Below are 16,427 nucleotides of genomic sequence, written 5' to 3'. Positions count from 1 at the left end.
TAAAGAAAGTATACACCCATATAAATAACAGCCTAGAGATCGTCAGCGATGGCGATTTTTCTTTGTTTGCGCTTGCAGGAGGAATGAAATGTCGTGGCATTGATGTTCAAATCTAAAATATCACCCTCAACTTTAAATTACTTGATCCTGATTACCGTAATTGTGGTAGCTGGGATCAGTCAGGGACTATTACTGCCTGTGTTATCGATTTTTCTGGAACAGCAAGGCGTTTCTCCAGGGGTAAACGGGCTGAATGCTGCTGCGCTTTATATTGGCTCATTCGCCATGACACTGGCAGCCGAACGTTTACTCGGAGCTCTGGGGTTCAAAAAACTGATTGTAGGCGGTTTGATTCTGGTTATGCTTCCTTTGATCCTGTTTCCTTATTTCCCCGACATAAAAATATGGTTTGTGCTCCGCCTTATTGTTGGCATCGGAGACAGCGCCTTGCATTACGCTGCCCAATTGTGGGTGCTGCTAGTTACTGCGCCGGAGAAGAGAGGACGTTATATTTCACTTTATGGCATGTCTTACGGCCTTGGATTCAGTATTGGACCATTAGGTATCAAGCTGCTCGGGTTTGGTGATGCAGTTCCTTTCCTGGTGCTATTTGTAGGCGTAGCGGCCGTACTCATTCTGGTACTCATGAAACTGCCGGACACCAAGCCGGAAAAATTAGAACATGCTCATTTGCCGGAACGACGCTTTAGCCGCAGTTTCGCTTGGGCATGGTATGCACTGTTGCCAGCTCTTTTATATGGTTATATGGAAGCTGGCATGAACAGTAATTTCCCGGTTTACGGACTTCGAATCGGATATGACACCAATCAGATCGCCTCATTGCTTCCTTTTATAGGGATCGGCGGATTGTTTCTTCAGCTTCCGCTTGGGATATTAAGTGACCGTTATGGCCGAAAAAGAATTCTCATGATAGCTGGAATTGGCGGCGGCCTTGCATTTGTACTAGTACCATTTTCGGGTACGCATTTTTGGATGACACTTGTGTTGTTACTTATTGCAGGAGGACTTGTTGGTTCATTTTTCTCGCTGGGACTTGCTTATGCCGCAGATATTTTACCTAAAGGGTTACTACCTGCAGCCAATGTAGTAGCGTCATTCCATTTTACGATTGGAAGTATAGTCGGACCGAATCTGGGAGGTCAACTGATTAACTGGGTTTCACCTGGAAGTATGTTTATTATGCTTGGTTGTATGTATTTGATTTTTGGTGTAACAGGACTATTATTTCGACGTAAACGTGAAGCGGAATTTGTGTTAAAATAGAAGCTGGTGTTCGCATGGAAATTGATGTCCATTTCCGAGTACACTAGTAGTAGGGAAAAACATGGACAAGAGGAGACATCGCGATGATCAGAGTGGAGAACTTGAGTAAATCCGTTGGAGCGGATCGTATTCCGATTCTGCGTGATATTCGTTTTGATATGCAACAAGGAGAAATGATTGCGGTGGTCGGGTCCAGCGGGAGCGGCAAAAGCATGTTGCTGAAATGTTTGGCAATGAAGGAGACATGGGATTCAGGACGTTTTACCGTTGACGGCATGGATATTTTGAAAGAAGGCTGGAGCGGTAAACAAAAAATCCGGCGGGAATGGGCATACTTGGAGCAGAACCCGCAACTCTATCCCAGAAAAACTGCACTGAAAAACGTACTTATCGGTCGCTTTGGACAGACACCATTGTGGCGGATGGCAACGGGCATGGTACGATCAGATGACTACATGGGAGCGATGGATCACCTCGAAGGTCTGGGATTACTCGATAAAGCACACCAACTTGCTGAAAAAATGAGTGGCGGTGAAAAACAGCGTGTTGCCATTGCAAGAGCGCTTGCACACGGTGCAAAGGTGGTCCTAGCAGACGAACCGGTCATTGGACTTGATCCTCATACGGCTGATGCAGTATTGGAAACGCTACGTAAATTATGTGAAGAGGAACGAGCTACGGTCATTGCCGTGTTGCCAATTGAGCTGGCAGAGAAGCACGCTTCCCGAATCTGGGGAATCGCAGAAGGCAGGATCGCTTTTGACATACGAGGACGGAGATTGACTCAGCAGGAGAAAAATCAGATTTAAAATGAGTGCATATGAAAAGAGTGATGAGATTGCTTAATTCGCGATGGGGACGCTGTATGACGGCAGGTGCGATGGCTGTTCTGCTCGGAACGGTGCTGAGTGGATGTACGGTAATCAGTGACCCTAAGCTTCTAATGAAGCCGCCGATGATGTCTACGGACAAGGAGAAATTGTATAACATTGTGCAGAAGGAAACACCGCCTGAAAGTAAATTGATTCGGCCCAAAGATATGAGCAACACCAGTATGATTCGTGTAGAAGATCTGAATGGTGACGGCATTCGCGAGGCCAGTGTTTTTTATGAGACACCTAATGAAAATGTGCGTATCCACGGCATGATTTTGGAGGAGCAAGGGGGTGCCTGGGTCAAAAAACTCACGTTTGATGTACCAGGCAATGAGCTGGAGTCATTCAAAGTCATGGATATTACAAACGATGGAAACCCGGACATTATTGTCGGTGTCAGCTTGCAGGATCAGAAAGCCTTAACGGCATATTCTTATAAAGGCGGAGTCTTGGAACAAGTGCTCGGTGGCGTACCGTACAATCAGGTGATTATTGATGACATGCAAGGCAATGCGCTTGATTTAAGCGGAGATGGTAAGAGTGATTTTGTTGTTGTCTCGCTGAACGCCAGCGGATTCGCCAGCATTGCTCTGTATCAGTATCAGGATGACAGTTTCAAGGAAATCGATCGTGTCGTAACGGATTATACGGTCAAAGAAATATATAATGCCCTTGGCGGTGAGATTGCCGAAGGAAAAATGGGGATTGTGCTCGATGCAGATCTCGATGATCGAAGTTCGTTTACACAAATTATGTATGTTAAAGACAACAAACTCGTCAGCGCTTTTAAATCTCCCGATCAAACGTACAGAGATGACAAAATTTTAAGCGGTGATGTGAATAATGATGGTATTATTGAGTTTGGATTGAAAGAAACACCAAAAGGCTGGGAGCACTACGTATTTGATTCACGAATGTGGTTTTATACATTCTACCAGTGGGATGGAAAAGAGGGGAAGAAGTTTGTGTCATTCCAGTTCCGGGATGATGCCGATTTGTTCCATCTGAACTTAAAGCCTGAATGGTATGGCAAGATCACAATTGATACCAAATCGGAGAAGGAAAAATATATTCGATTCAAAATGATCAAAACGGATGAAACCGTAGCCGAGATCAAATATTTTACGTTTTCTCAGTGGGATCTTGAAAAGGGGAAAAGCTGGAAGGAAATTACTCGCACGAAAGATCGGGTCATTGCATCGCGTGTTGCACAATCTGAAGCGGGCAAGGATGCATTAAGCAAAAACTTCTCAGCTGAATAGAAAGGAAGAACTTGATGAGTAAAGTACTTATTCTTGAGGATGAAGAATCCATCCGCAGTTTTATTGTCATTAATTTGAAAAGAAACGGGTTTGAAGTGCTGGAAGCGGGTGATGGTCATGAAGCCTTGCGTATCTTGCAATCCGTTCCGGATATTGATCTGGCATTACTGGACGTTATGGTTCCCGGCATTGATGGATTTGAAGTGTGTAGACGGATTCGTGAAACGAACGAAAGACTCGGTATTATTTTTCTGACAGCCAAAGTACAGGAGCAGGATAAAGTATATGCCCTTTCCGTTGGAGCAGACGATCACGTAAGCAAACCGTTCAGCCCGACTGAACTGATTGCACGGATTCAATCGTTGCTCCGTCGTGTCAATGTACATCGTGAAACCGCAGCTAAAGTAACGTTTCAATCAGGGCCGTTTTCACTGGATCTGATCTCCAAACAGTTTAAAAAGAATAATGAAGCAATTGAATTGACACCTACCGAATTCTCGTTAATCCAGTTCTTCCTGGAAAAAGAAAACACACCGCTGAGTCGTGACCTGCTGCTGGATCACGTATGGGGCAAAGAGTATATGGGTGATCCGAAAATTGTTGATGTGAATATCCGTCGTTTACGTCAAAAAATTGAGAACAATCCTTCCGAGCCTGAATACCTGCAAACTGTGTGGGGTCACGGGTACAAATGGAAAGGCCGGGATCAATGATTAAAAAGGGGATCACGCGGCAGATCGTACTACACTACTTTATTGTCGTTTTCCTCGCTCTGGTGCTTGTAGAGTTTGTGTTTATGCTGGCTGTGCAGCGGTATTATTATGAGAGCATTTACAATACCATCAGTACTCACATTACCAATAACAGGGACTTCCTTGAGCCCATTGCCAGAGCCAGTAATGGGGAAGATGGCAATAATAACTTGTCCCGGCTTCTGGTTCGTCTTGCATTAGACAATACCGAACTTGAGATTTTGGATCTGAATGGACGTGTGCTGGCGAGTTCGACGGCATTTGAGTCAGATCGAGCGGTGCTACAAACGAGTGACATTATGCAGGCATTAAACGGAGATATGGGACGGTGGATTGGACGACAGCCTAATACCGGCGAATCGGTGATGGCGGTTGCCAACAAATTTGACCTAGGTGGTGAAAATACGTACATTGTGCGTTATCTGACATCACTCGAATCTGTAAACTCTAAATTACTCGTCATGGGGTTGCTGGCAATTGCCGTAGGTGTAGGTGTACTCGCCATCGTGTTAATTATCAGTATTGGCATGGCCAACTCCATCGTGCGTCCCATCAACAGTATCACAGCGGTATCTGCTCAGATGGCAAAAGGGCGACTGGATGTGAGGGTTAAAGGGAATTACAAGCATGAACTTGGTGAACTTGCATCAACACTTAACTTCATGGCTCATGAAATTGTGCGAAGTAACCAGATTAAGGACGATTTCATTTCGTCCATTTCCCATGAATTGCGTACACCGCTGACCAGTATCAAAGGCTGGAGTGAAACACTCGATTCAGGTGGATACGACCCGGATGAAACACGCATTGGCATGGGCATCATCGCCAAGGAAACAGAGCGTTTGATTGGACTCGTGGAAGAGATGCTCGATTTCTCCAAACTGCAACAAAATCAGATGAAGCTGGTTAAAGGCACGGTTAATATCCGTGAAGTTGTGCAAGAAACCATGCTGAACGTTTGGGCCAAAGCTGAACAAAAGCAGGTACATCTAAAGTTGGAGACGGACGAGACACATGCCTACAATGTATATGGTGATGGCAATCGTTTGAAGCAGGTGTTCTTAAACATCGTGGACAACGCAATCAAATTCTCACATGAGAATTCATGGATCTTCCTGACAGTGAAAGAAGAAAATGATCAGATCGTTGCGGTTGTGCAGGATACAGGCATCGGGATCAGCGAAGAACATTTGATTAAAGTAAGGGATCGTTTCTTCCAGGTAAATCACCAAAATGGAGGCACAGGACTTGGTCTTGCCATCACCCAAGAGCTCGTGGAGCTGCATGATGGTACCATCACGATGCAAAGTGAACTGGGATCAGGAACGACTGTGACTGTATCCTTACCTATGCTTAAGCAGGAGGTAACTCCTGTTGAGCAAGATTTAACATTCGAGGAAGCGCTGAGCGGCGGAATTGATACATCAGGGAAACCAGCTAATGTAACTTCGGAGCCTGATGAGAGTGAACGGATACAGGCTGATGACCCATCGGCGGAGGGCGAGAAGCGCTAATCCGTCATTGTCATTGTTGTAGCAAACAACGAACAACGACAATTATACAGAGAAACGAAAAAGGCGAGGCCATAATGGCTCGCCTTTTTATATCTATTTTGTTATGAGGATAATTCACCAGCACGGAGACGGCCGCTTTTCTCATACACTTCTTTAAGTATACGTACAGGCTGTGTGCGAACGGCTGGTTTTGGTGCAACGATCTCGTTGGGTCCAACGACAACAATTTCGTCTGCAGTACCCTTAACGATGGCGCCATCTTTGATAATGGCTCCTTCGCCAATAATTGCACGTTCGATATGAACCCCGCGGCCTACGCGTGCATTAGGCATAATGACGCTGTCCAGTACCTCAGAGCCTTTACCCACTTCAGCTCCGCAGAAGATGACAGAGCGTTCAGCACGGCCTTCGATGGCGCAAGAATCGTGAACCATAGAAGCGAGATGCTCCATCTGTGTCTGTCTTGTTTTAAGTGCGCTAGGTTTGGAACGCCATTCGCGAGTAAACATAGGCCAGTCTTCTCTCTGAAGGCTCCAGTTTTCTTCGTTATATAACAGATCCATGTGTGCATCCCAAAGGCTTTTCACCGTACCAACATCTTTCCAGTATCCATTGAAGTTATATACATAAAGGGAATTGGTTTCATTTAACATCTGTGGAATGACGTCTTTACCGAAATCATGACTAGAATTGGGATTCGCGGCATCCTCAAGCAAATGACGCTTCAGATATTTCCAGTTGAACATGTAGATGCCCATCGAAGCCAAATTACTTTTAGGTTCAGCCGGTTTTTCGGCGAATTCGGTCACGCGCATATTTTCGTCCGCAGCCATAATTCCGAATCGATGTGCTTCGTCCCAAGGCACTTCCATGACAGAAATCGTAGCCAGGGCATTATTGGCCTTGTGTTCCTCGAGCATCTCACGATAATTCATATGATAAATGTGGTCACCCGACAAAATTAGAACATTTTCGGGGTTTTGCTGGTCAATATAGTCGATATTTTTATATATGGCATCCGCAGTTCCCAAGTATTCGTCATTTCCTGTATGATAAGATGGAAGCAAGGAGATTCCGGTCTCATTTGAATCACCATGTGTCCATGGCTCTCCTTGACCAATATGTTCGTGCAGTGATTCCGCTTGGTACTGCGTCAGAACACCTACAGTGTCGATTCCTGAGTTAACGCAGTTACTGAGAGGAAAATCGATAATCCGGTAATGCCCGCCAAACGGTACAGCGGGTTTTGCAATCCTCGAGGTTAAAGGGGCTAATCGCTTTCCTTCTCCTCCCGCCAACAGCATAGCGATGCAATCTTTATTAAACATGATCGTTTCCCTCCCAAAATATTTGTGCAGTGTAGTACATTAGTAAACGAAAGCGAAGCCTCTGAAACGATAGCTATTGTAAAAATTCTGAAAAAATACATCATTTTTTAAAACAACGCATTTTTCTTTTCAAGTTGGCTAGAATGGGGTAATGGTTAGCGTTATATCTATTTTCTGGAGAAAAGAAGGTGATCCTTTGGCTATTGAACCGCTGGCACAACCGGATATGTTATCTGAGCATATTTATTTATTTCATGAAGGTAATCTTCATCACAGTTATCGAATGTTGGGCGCGCATCCAGAGACTCGCGATCACCGTCAAGGGTTCCGCTTTACCGTATGGGCACCCAATGCCGTAGAAGTGGGACTGGCTTTGGACCGCAATGGATGGCAAGGTGAAAAGGAACCTTTATATAAGATACCCGATTCGGGATTTTGGAGTCGTTTCTTTMCGGGAATTGAAGAAGGTACTTTATACAAATTCCGCATTTTAACGGAAGATGGAACCGAATGCCTCAAAGCAGACCCTTATGCATTTCAGGCTGAAATACGTCCTCAAACGGCATCTGTCACAAGTTCCATTGAGGGATACAAGTGGAATGATGGCGCGTGGCGACGAAAACAACGCACGATGTATAACAAACCTTTACATATTTATGAAATGCACCTAGGGACGTGGAAACGCAAGGATGATGGCAGTCTGTATAGTTATCGTGAGATAGCGGAATTGCTTATTCCTTATTTACTCGAAATGAAGTATACCCATGTTGAAATGATGCCCCTTAGCGAGCATCCGTATGACCTGTCATGGGGATACCAAAATACCGGTTTTTATGCACCAACAAGCCGTTATGGGCAGCCAAAAGATCTGATGTATCTGGTGGATACACTACATCAGGCTGGAATTGGTGTATTGCTGGATTGGGTGCCTGCTCATTTTGCCAAGGATGCGCACGGACTACGTCTGTTTGATGGTACCCCTTTGTTCGAATACGCAGATCCAATGATAGCCGAGAAGCCGGGCTGGGGTACACTTAGTTTTGATTATTCCAAACCGGAGGTGCGATCCTTCCTGATTTCCAACGCATTGTACTGGATGGAGATGTACCATTTTGACGGGCTCCGTGTTGATGCGGTAACGAGCATGCTTCGTCTCGATTTTGAAAAGACACCAGATCAATATCGAACCAACGACGAAGGTGGCCTAGAGAATAAGGAAACTGTTGCTTTTTTGCAAGAATTGAACAAAACTGTTTTTGAATATTTTCCTTATGCTTTGATGATGGCCGAAGAATCCAGTGCGTGGCCAATGGTCACCATGCCAGTGGACAAGGGTGGTCTTGGTTTTAACTACAAATGGAATATGGGCTGGATGAATGATACGCTCGACTATATGGAATCTGATTTTCATGAACGTCCTTCCAAACATCATTTGCTGACTTTCCCGGTTGTATACTCCTTTTCTGAAAATTACGTGCTTCCTCTGTCTCATGACGAGGTGGTACATGGTAAAAAGTCTCTTTTGAACAAAATGCCAGGAAGTTATGAGCAGAAATTCGCAGGTATGCGCGCGTTCCTCGGTTATTTCATGACATTCCCGGGCAAAAAGCTGTTGTTCATGGGTGGAGAGTTTGGCCAGTTCATCGAATGGAAAGATGAGGATCAACTGGACTGGTTTTTGCTGGATTATGACAGTCATCGAAGCCTGCACAAGTTTGAACGTGAGCTTTCCGAGCTATACGTTCGTGAAAAAGCTTTATGGGAGCTTGATCATTCCTTTGACGGTTATGAATGGATCACTCCGGATGATCAAGGCCAAAGTGTCATTTCATATGTTCGCAAAGGAAAAAAACCTGCGGATACACTCCTTGTGCTCATTAACTTTCAACCAGTTAAAAGGGAGCGTTACCGGATTGGCGTCATGCGTCCCGGTATGTATACCGAAATTTTGAACAGTGATCATTCGGATTACGGTGGCTCAGGGATAACTAATGATATGCAGATCCCTACAGAAAAAATTCCATTTCACGGGCATGCAAACAGCTTGGAAGTGGATTTACCACCGCTCAGCATCGTGATTTTAAAAAAGAATACACGTCGGAAAACGGAGCCCATCGCTGAAGGTAGCGCTTCCGTGAAATCGAAAAAAAAGACAGAAAAAAATATAGAAAAAAAAGAGAATAGCACGTTAAAAACGGATAGGGGGACAAAGGCATGAATATTTTATTTGCAGCGGCCGAAGCACATCCTTTTATTAAAACGGGCGGACTAGCAGATGTGATTGGTGCACTTCCACAGGCTTTGAAGAAAAACGGCGCAGATGTTCGAGTGATTTTGCCAAAATATAAAGGGATTTCCGAAGAACACAAAGAGGCGATGAAGCCTGTCCTTGTTACGGATGTGCCTTTGGGATGGCGTAGAGCATATTGTGGAATTGAAATGCTGGAATTTGACGGGATACCCGTTTATTTTGTAGACAATGAGTATTACTTTGGACGGGACGGAGTCTACGGGTACATGGATGATGGAGAGCGATTTGCTTTTTTCAACCGTGCTGTACTTGAGGTGCTTCCGCAGATTGATTTCAAGCCGGACGTCCTGCACACACATGATTGGCATGCGGGTATGATACCCTTACTTCTTAAAGCTCACTATGCGCATGATGCCTTCTATAGTGGGATCCGAACGGTGTTCACCATACATAACTTGTTGTATCAAGGTGTATTCCCACACGAGTTATTCAGCGAAATTCTGGAACTTGATGATCGGTATTTCACGATGGAAGGCGCCGAATATTATGGGAATGTCAATTTCTTAAAAGCAGGAATTGTGTATTCTGATCATGTGACAACGGTGAGCCCAACCTATGCCAGAGAAGTGCAGACTTCGTATTATGGGTATGGACTTGATGGACTATTGAGTTCGCTCGGTGATCGCTTCAGCGGCATAGTGAACGGCATAGATACCAAAAGTTATAACCCGGCAACAGACAACAAAATTGCAGTCAAATACAGATCAAGCTTGTCCAAAAAAATTGAGAATAAAATCGAATTGCAAAAAGAACTGGGACTTCCGGTTCGTCCAGACGCACCTTTGATGGTCATGGTAACCAGGCTTGTTGATTCCAAAGGACTGGATCTGGTATGCCGTGTTCTGGATGAACTGCTCTACTATGATGACATTCAATTCGCCGTGCTGGGGACTGGAGATTCAGCTTATGAACATTGGTTCAGAGAGGCGGCTAATCGTTATCCACTAAAAATGTCAGCACAGATCACATTCAATGACGGGTTATCTCGCCGTTTTTACGCAGGCAGCGACATCTTCCTGATGCCATCCAAATTTGAGCCGTGTGGAATCAGTCAGTTGCTGGCATTGCGTTATGGAAGTGTACCACTGGTAAGGGAAACAGGGGGACTAAACGATACGGTTCAAGCTTACAATGAGTTCACAGGAGAAGGTAACGGCTTCTCATTTACTAGTTTTAATGCACATGACATGATGAATACCATTCGGCGTGCAGAAGAGTTCTATCGTAAGTCGGATGAGTGGAAGAAAATAGTTAAAAATGCAATGAGTGGGGAATATAGCTGGGATGTATCGGCGGAGGAATATATGGATATTTATCGTCGAATTCATGTGATCTAAGAATAAGCTTTTATTTATGCATGGAGAGCCGCAGTTTAAAAGCTGCGGCTTTTGTTATTACGTTGATATTACAAAAAAATGGGAAGTTTGGATTCCGGACTTGAATGACATCATTCAATGCGGTCCAAATATATCCCTGAATCACATGCGATCCTTCTTACTTAAAGATGGTTCGGTGTATCTGTGATCGAAAAAAAGCAGTTTTAGCGACTGAATTGCTCAAATTCCTTACGGATGGCTTGTAGTAGTTCAGGCTTGCTCAAAACATCATAAGCTGTAGCAGCGAGCGCTTTGGCTCCCAAAATCATGCCGTCCAGAGCACGTTCTTGCAACGCCAAATCACGGAATTCAATGGAGTGCAACGTATGAACTTCATCAACAACACGGATATAAGGATGAATTGCTGGGCATCTCAGAGAGACATTACCGATATCCATCGAGCCATGGTCGTTTCCACTGACGATTTCTTCCTGCGGAATGCCAAGTTCCATTAAATTCTGACTGAACGCGTCAGAGAAGGTCTCATTTGTAACCATCTCATCATAGGATGTTTCGTAGTTGGATGTCACGAGTTTACATCCGGTCTGAAGTGCAGCACCTTGTGCAATCTGAATGACCCGCTCGGTCAGCACATTCAGTTCTTTACGTGTGGCTGCACGTACATAAAACTGAGCAGAAGCATAGTCCGGAATAATGTTGGCAGCCTGTCCGCCGCTGTTAATGATTCCATGAATACGAACATTGCTCTTTACTTGCTGCCGGAAGGCATTAATTCCAGTGAACGTTTGAATGACGGCATCGAGTGCATTAATTCCTTCATGCGGACTGGCTGCCGCATGTGAGGATTTGCCATGAAACTCAAATTGCACAGCATCAATAGCGAGGGAACTGCCTGATTTTTCGTAGGCATAGAACGGATGCGCCATAAGTGCAACATCGCTATCATCAAATAACCCCGCTTCCGCCATCGGAACTTTAGCCCCGCGTGTTTCCTCAGCAGGTGTACCAAACACCTTGATCGTTCCGCCGACTTCGTCCACAATGGCTTTCAGGCCAACGCCTGCCCCGAGGCTCATCATACAGATTAAGTGGTGTCCGCAAGCATGACCAATTTCCGGCAAAGCATCATATTCACATAACAATGCAATCGTCGGGCCCGGCTTGCTTGAAGTGTAAGTTCCGATGAAAGCTGTATCTAATCCAAGAATCGGAGCTTCCACAACAAATCCATGATAGGAAAGTTCTTCCTTTAAACGGGCGGAGGCCAAGTATTCTTCATTGCCAAGTTCAGGATGGGCTCCAATATATGATGAAATGTCTTTGAAACGGGAAGCATATTGATCAATAACGGTAAAGATCTGATTTTTATTGGTTGTCATAGCTTAACTCCTTAGGCAAATTGAAAATAATTTAATGATTATAACATGTTTGCAGTATTTTTTCAGAAACAAGTCAAGATTCAATCTTGAAAATGCATTGCATAATCATGCATTGTACTTTATAATGACTCAGTCATCAACATGACTGACGAATCAGTATGTAATCGTAATTATAGCATTGTAAGGGGAGAACAAGGTTGAAATTAATAAGTCGTTATACCGTAATGCTGTTAACGTTCCTTCTTTTTCTTACGGCGGCTGCACCTGCGGCGCTGGCGAGTGGAACGACTGACAACAGCTCAGGCGGTAAAAAACTGGTGCTAGGGACAAGTGCCGATTTTGCACCGTATGAATTCCACAAAGTCATCAATGGCAAAGACGAAATCGTTGGATTTGATATTGCAATTGCCAAAGAAATTGCAGCGGATCTCGGAGCCGAGCTCGTTATTGAGGATATGGGTTTTGACGGACTACTACCCGCGCTTCAGAGTGGCCGTGTAGACTTGGTCGTCTCGGGCATGACACCGACGGATGAGCGTAAGCAAAGCATTGATTTCTCAGATACGTATTATAGATCCAAACAAGTGATTATGGTTCGCAATGTCGACAAGGACAAATATCCAGACATGAAAGCACTGGAAAATGTCAAAATCGGTGTGCAGAAGGGATCCATCCAAGAAACGATTGGACAAAAGATTCCAGGAGCAAAGCTAACTTCACTGGATAAAATCTCCGACATCGTGCTTCAACTGCAAACAAAACGTGTTGACGCAGCCATTGTCGAAGATACTGTAGCTGCTGGGTATCTGGATGACATTATCGGTCTTGCTGCAGCTGTTCCAGATGAAGAGCAGGCTGAGGCAGCTGTCGGGATTCGTAAGGGCAATACAGAGCTGTTAGCCTCTGTGAACAAAACCTTGGATCGCTTGAAAAGTGAAGATAAAATCAACCAAATGGTTACGGAAGCAAGTCTCCTGATGGCTGATAAAGTCAACAAGTCTCAAAATATTTTTCAACTGTTCTGGCAGTACAAAGGTTTATATGCGACAGGTATCGGTTACACACTCCTGCTGTCGGCTTTGGGTGTATTATTCGGAGTTATTATCGGGCTGATCATCTGCCTGTTCCGTCTTCATAATATGGCAATTCTCCGCTGGATTGGTACTACCTATGTTGAGGTGATCCGGGGTACGCCAATGCTGGTACAACTCATGATTATCTATTACGGGGTGTCCTTAACCTTTGGTATTAACTTCTCGGCACTTCAGGCAGGGATTATGACGCTTTCCATTAACAGTGGTGCGTATCTCGCCGAGATTTTCCGCGCCGGTATTCAAGGCGTTGATCGTGGTCAACTGGAAGCAGCTCGTTCACTTGGGATGGGCRGAGGCGCAGCGATGCGTTACATTATTCTGCCACAGGCCTTCAAGGCTGTTTTGCCAGCTATCGGTAACGAGTTCGTAACGATCATCAAAGAATCATCGATTATCTCGGTTATCGGTATGGTGGATATTATGTATCAGGCAAGTGTCGTTAAAAATCTCACATTCCAGGGTCTTAACCCGTTCATTATTGCAGCAGCGATATACTTTGTCATGACATTTATTTTGTCCAAGCTGCTCGGACGATTGGAAAGGAAGTTGGGTGCAAGTGATAGACGTTAGACAATTACACAAATCATATGGTAAAAATGATGTTCTGAAAGGCATTGACGTGACGATTGGCAAGGGTGAGGTCGTTGTAGTTATTGGTCCTTCGGGTTCGGGGAAAAGTACTTTTTTGCGCTGTCTTAACCTGCTGGAGCAGCCAACATCGGGACAGATCAATTTTGAAGGCGTGTCGATTACCGATCCCAAGCATAATATTAATGCTACGCGTGAGAAGATGGGCATGGTGTTCCAGCATTTTAACCTTTTCCCACATAAAACTGTTCAGCAAAACATTACGATTGCTCCAATCAAGGTGAAAAAGCAATCCACGGATGAAGCAAACAAAATAGCCGAGGATCTTCTAAAGACAGTTGGTTTGGCGGACAAAAAAGATGTATATCCCAATCAACTGTCAGGCGGACAAAAGCAACGGATTGCGATTGCAAGAGCACTCGCCATGCAGCCGCATGTTATGCTGTTTGACGAGCCAACATCAGCTCTTGACCCAGAGATGGTCGGAGAAGTGTTGGAAGTCATGAAACGGCTTGCCGAAGGCGGAATGACGATGGTTATTGTAACGCATGAGATGGGTTTCGCGCGTGAAGTGGGCGACCGGATTCTGTTTATGGATGGCGGGGTTATCGTCGAAGAAGGCACCCCTGATGAGGTGTTCGGAGCTCCGAAACATTCGCGTACACGAGACTTTCTTGCAAAGGTACTTTAATTCATCCAATCTTATATATAGAATCAAATGGATAACAGCGTTATCGGATCAAATAATCCGGTAACGCTATTTTGTTTTAGTATGATAGGTGATGTGGGAAAGTAACGTTTCTGTTACCTGATTATCATATCAAAACGCCAAATGGAAACATTTACTACAGCTTAAGGTTACAAAATTGTGATATATTCAAGTCTGCCGAAACTTCCGAAGCGGAAGTGCGGGGGACGTAACGATGCAGATAGGTTTATTTATTCGATAAACATACTGCTTGGGGTGAATTAGGAATACATATTGCTTCAACATGTCAAGTAAGCCTATAGGGTGGGCTCCTCCATCCGAATCCGACAACTAACTTCGCAGGCATCATGAGGGAGGAAGACCATGTATAACAAGAAACGTTTAGCCAAAACTGCCATCGCACTACTGACATCGATTTTATTCATTCAAGCCGTTCCAGCTCACGCGGATTCCGTTCATGTGGCCAAAGAAGGGGACACCTTCTTCACCTTATCCAAGCAATATGGCATTGATATGAACACATTAATCAAAACGAATAAAGACATTTCACCTTATAACATCTATGGTGGTCTGAAAATTACCATTCCGGGTAACGAAAATAAAGCCGTAGCAGCACCGGTTCAAGCGAAGTCGCAGGAAACGACGGTTACAACTGCAAGCCTTGACGTGAATCCGGATAATAAAGTGGTACAAGCTTGGGGTAAGACACTTGACTACAGCAAAACGCTGAATGTTAAAGCAACAGCATATTCCGCGGATGCTTCCGAAAATGGTGGATGGGGCCCTGTTGATTATTTTGGTAACCCGCTCGAATTGGGCACGATCGCAGTGGATCCAAAGGTAATTCCATTTGGAACAAAGGTATTGGTGACTGGCCATACACATCCAGGGTTGCCTAAACAGGCTTTCATAGCAACTGCTTTGGATGCAGGCAGCGCGATTAAGGGGAATCGCATCGACATCTTCATTCCTGGAAGCAAACAGTTTGTAAGTTCGTTTGGTTTTCAGGATATTGAATTGTACATTTTAAAATAAGGCTTAAACCCTCCCCTTAATGGATTTGGGTCATAAGTTGAGTGGAGTATTAACTTAAACAGGGTGTTCTTGCGTCATCATGGTAGGCATGATTCATGATGACGCAGAGGACACCCTGTTTTTCACTCAGTGTTTCTCTTTTGGCAGTTTAAGCATCTCGTCCAAGGTAACTAGTTCATACCCTCGGTTTCGCAATTCCTCAATAACCTCAGGCAACGCATCTACAGTACCTTTCAGGTTCGAACCTGTACCGCCGCCAGCATGTTGTAATACGATGGAACCGGGTTTCACTGCGCTGAGAATATTATGTTTTACCTTTTCCTTGGATAGTCCTTTCCAATCGAGAGAATCCACATTCCAATTCACGATGCTGTAATGCTGTTTTGCGGCCCACCGCAACTGCTCTTCGTTAATGTCCCCATACGGAGGGCGAATCATTTTGGGCGTATATCCTGTCAGACGGTGAATAATATCGCCGGTATGTAATATTTGTTTGCGAAAGGCAGTCATCGATAACTTGCTGAATTCAGGATGATTGTAGCTGTGATTGCCGACGATATGTCCTTCTTTCACCATACGTTTCACCAAGTCCGGGTGTTTCTCCGCACGACTGCCGACAACAAAAAAGGTAGCGCGAACCTTATATTTTTTTAATACATCAAGTACCTGCGGCGTAAATCTTGGATCAGGCACATCATCAAAAGTTAGCGCAACTTGCTTGGTTGAAGGGCCATTGGTTTTGAACGTATCCGCGTATTTCTGCCGAAGCTCGCCCAGAGTCAACTGTTCTTCTCTAACATCTGAGCCAGAAGCCGGTGTATCACTCGGGTTTGAAGAAGGTTCCTCCGATGAAGTAGCAGGCAGAGGAGAACCGGCTAAAGGAGCTGTATAAACCCCAGAACATATAATAGTAACAAGTGCGAGCATAACGAGGCGTATTCGCATGTTATCGGCCTCCT

At 44.7% G+C, this 16,427-nt stretch carries 13 protein-coding genes and 1 riboswitch; of the genes, 10 read left to right on the top strand and 3 right to left on the bottom strand.

What is annotated here, in order from left to right:
- Positions 1-102: 102 nt before the first annotated feature.
- The 5 genes from AB4Z30_RS14440 (at position 103) to AB4Z30_RS14420 (ending at position 5,687) form a co-directional block, all read left to right on the top strand.
- A complete protein-coding gene (locus tag AB4Z30_RS14440) occupies positions 103-1,284 on the top strand; it encodes an MFS transporter (RefSeq protein WP_441927588.1) in 1,182 nt (393 codons plus the stop codon).
- An 83-nt stretch (positions 1,285-1,367) separates the two neighbouring features.
- Positions 1,368-2,093 (top strand): phosphonate ABC transporter ATP-binding protein, encoded by a 726-nt coding sequence (locus tag AB4Z30_RS14435; RefSeq protein WP_154890435.1) that lies wholly within the window; start codon positions 1,368-1,370, stop codon positions 2,091-2,093.
- Positions 2,094-2,122: 29 nt separating this feature from the next.
- Positions 2,123-3,421, top strand: coding sequence for a hypothetical protein (locus AB4Z30_RS14430; RefSeq protein WP_441927452.1), 1,299 nt, complete (start codon positions 2,123-2,125; stop codon positions 3,419-3,421).
- A 14-nt stretch (positions 3,422-3,435) separates the two neighbouring features.
- Positions 3,436-4,134: a response regulator transcription factor gene (locus tag AB4Z30_RS14425; protein ID WP_090916668.1), complete on the top strand. Its 699-nt coding sequence runs from the start codon at positions 3,436-3,438 to the stop codon at positions 4,132-4,134.
- Positions 4,131-5,687, top strand: a complete 1,557-nt coding sequence (locus AB4Z30_RS14420) for a sensor histidine kinase (protein ID WP_441927449.1) — start codon at positions 4,131-4,133, stop codon at positions 5,685-5,687. The genes AB4Z30_RS14425 and AB4Z30_RS14420 overlap by 4 nt, the downstream gene beginning before the upstream one ends.
- 101 nt (positions 5,688-5,788) lie before the next feature.
- On the opposite strand, the gene AB4Z30_RS14415 is transcribed toward AB4Z30_RS14420, so the two are convergent.
- Positions 5,789-7,015, bottom strand: coding sequence for a glucose-1-phosphate adenylyltransferase (locus AB4Z30_RS14415; RefSeq protein ID WP_441927447.1), 1,227 nt, complete (start codon positions 7,013-7,015; stop codon positions 5,789-5,791).
- Positions 7,016-7,241: 226 nt separating this feature from the next.
- Here AB4Z30_RS14415 and glgB point away from each other — a divergent pair, with 226 nt between their 5' ends.
- Both glgB and glgA read left to right on the top strand, forming a co-directional pair.
- Positions 7,242-9,233: a 1,4-alpha-glucan branching protein GlgB gene (gene glgB, locus AB4Z30_RS14410; RefSeq protein ID WP_441927586.1), complete on the top strand. Its 1,992-nt coding sequence runs from the start codon at positions 7,242-7,244 to the stop codon at positions 9,231-9,233.
- On the top strand, positions 9,230-10,663 hold the full coding sequence (gene glgA / locus AB4Z30_RS14405) for a glycogen synthase GlgA (protein ID WP_441927445.1): 1,434 nt from the start codon (positions 9,230-9,232) through the stop codon (positions 10,661-10,663). The genes glgB and glgA overlap by 4 nt, the downstream gene beginning before the upstream one ends.
- 203 nt (positions 10,664-10,866) lie before the next feature.
- On the opposite strand, the gene AB4Z30_RS14400 is transcribed toward glgA, so the two are convergent.
- Positions 10,867-12,042, bottom strand: coding sequence for a M20 family metallopeptidase (locus AB4Z30_RS14400; protein ID WP_441927443.1), 1,176 nt, complete (start codon positions 12,040-12,042; stop codon positions 10,867-10,869).
- A 224-nt stretch (positions 12,043-12,266) separates the two neighbouring features.
- Here AB4Z30_RS14400 and AB4Z30_RS14395 point away from each other — a divergent pair, with 224 nt between their 5' ends.
- From AB4Z30_RS14395 to AB4Z30_RS14385, 3 genes are all read left to right on the top strand, one after another.
- Positions 12,267-13,706, top strand: a complete 1,440-nt coding sequence (locus AB4Z30_RS14395; RefSeq protein WP_441927584.1) for an ABC transporter substrate-binding protein/permease — start codon at positions 12,267-12,269, stop codon at positions 13,704-13,706.
- Complete coding sequence (locus AB4Z30_RS14390; protein WP_441927441.1) at positions 13,693-14,415, top strand: amino acid ABC transporter ATP-binding protein; 723 nt, start codon at positions 13,693-13,695, stop codon at positions 14,413-14,415. The genes AB4Z30_RS14395 and AB4Z30_RS14390 overlap by 14 nt, the downstream gene beginning before the upstream one ends.
- A gap of 183 nt (positions 14,416-14,598) precedes the next feature.
- Positions 14,599-14,794, top strand: a riboswitch (cyclic di-AMP (ydaO/yuaA leader).
- Positions 14,795-14,796: 2 nt separating this feature from the next.
- Positions 14,797-15,468, top strand: coding sequence for a 3D domain-containing protein (locus tag AB4Z30_RS14385; RefSeq protein WP_441927439.1), 672 nt, complete (start codon positions 14,797-14,799; stop codon positions 15,466-15,468).
- Between the two features lie 126 nt (positions 15,469-15,594).
- On the opposite strand, the gene AB4Z30_RS14380 is transcribed toward AB4Z30_RS14385, so the two are convergent.
- The gene (locus tag AB4Z30_RS14380; RefSeq protein ID WP_441927437.1) at positions 15,595-16,413 is read right to left on the bottom strand and encodes a polysaccharide deacetylase family protein; all 819 of its coding nucleotides are present in this window, start codon (positions 16,411-16,413) and stop codon (positions 15,595-15,597) included.
- Positions 16,414-16,427: the final 14 nt, after the last annotated feature.

This window comes from Paenibacillus sp. 2TAF8, assembly GCF_052114825.1.
GTDB lineage: Bacteria > Bacillota > Bacilli > Paenibacillales > Paenibacillaceae > Paenibacillus.
Note: the sequence above shows the minus strand (reverse complement) of the source record. Positions and strands in the feature narration are given on the sequence as shown.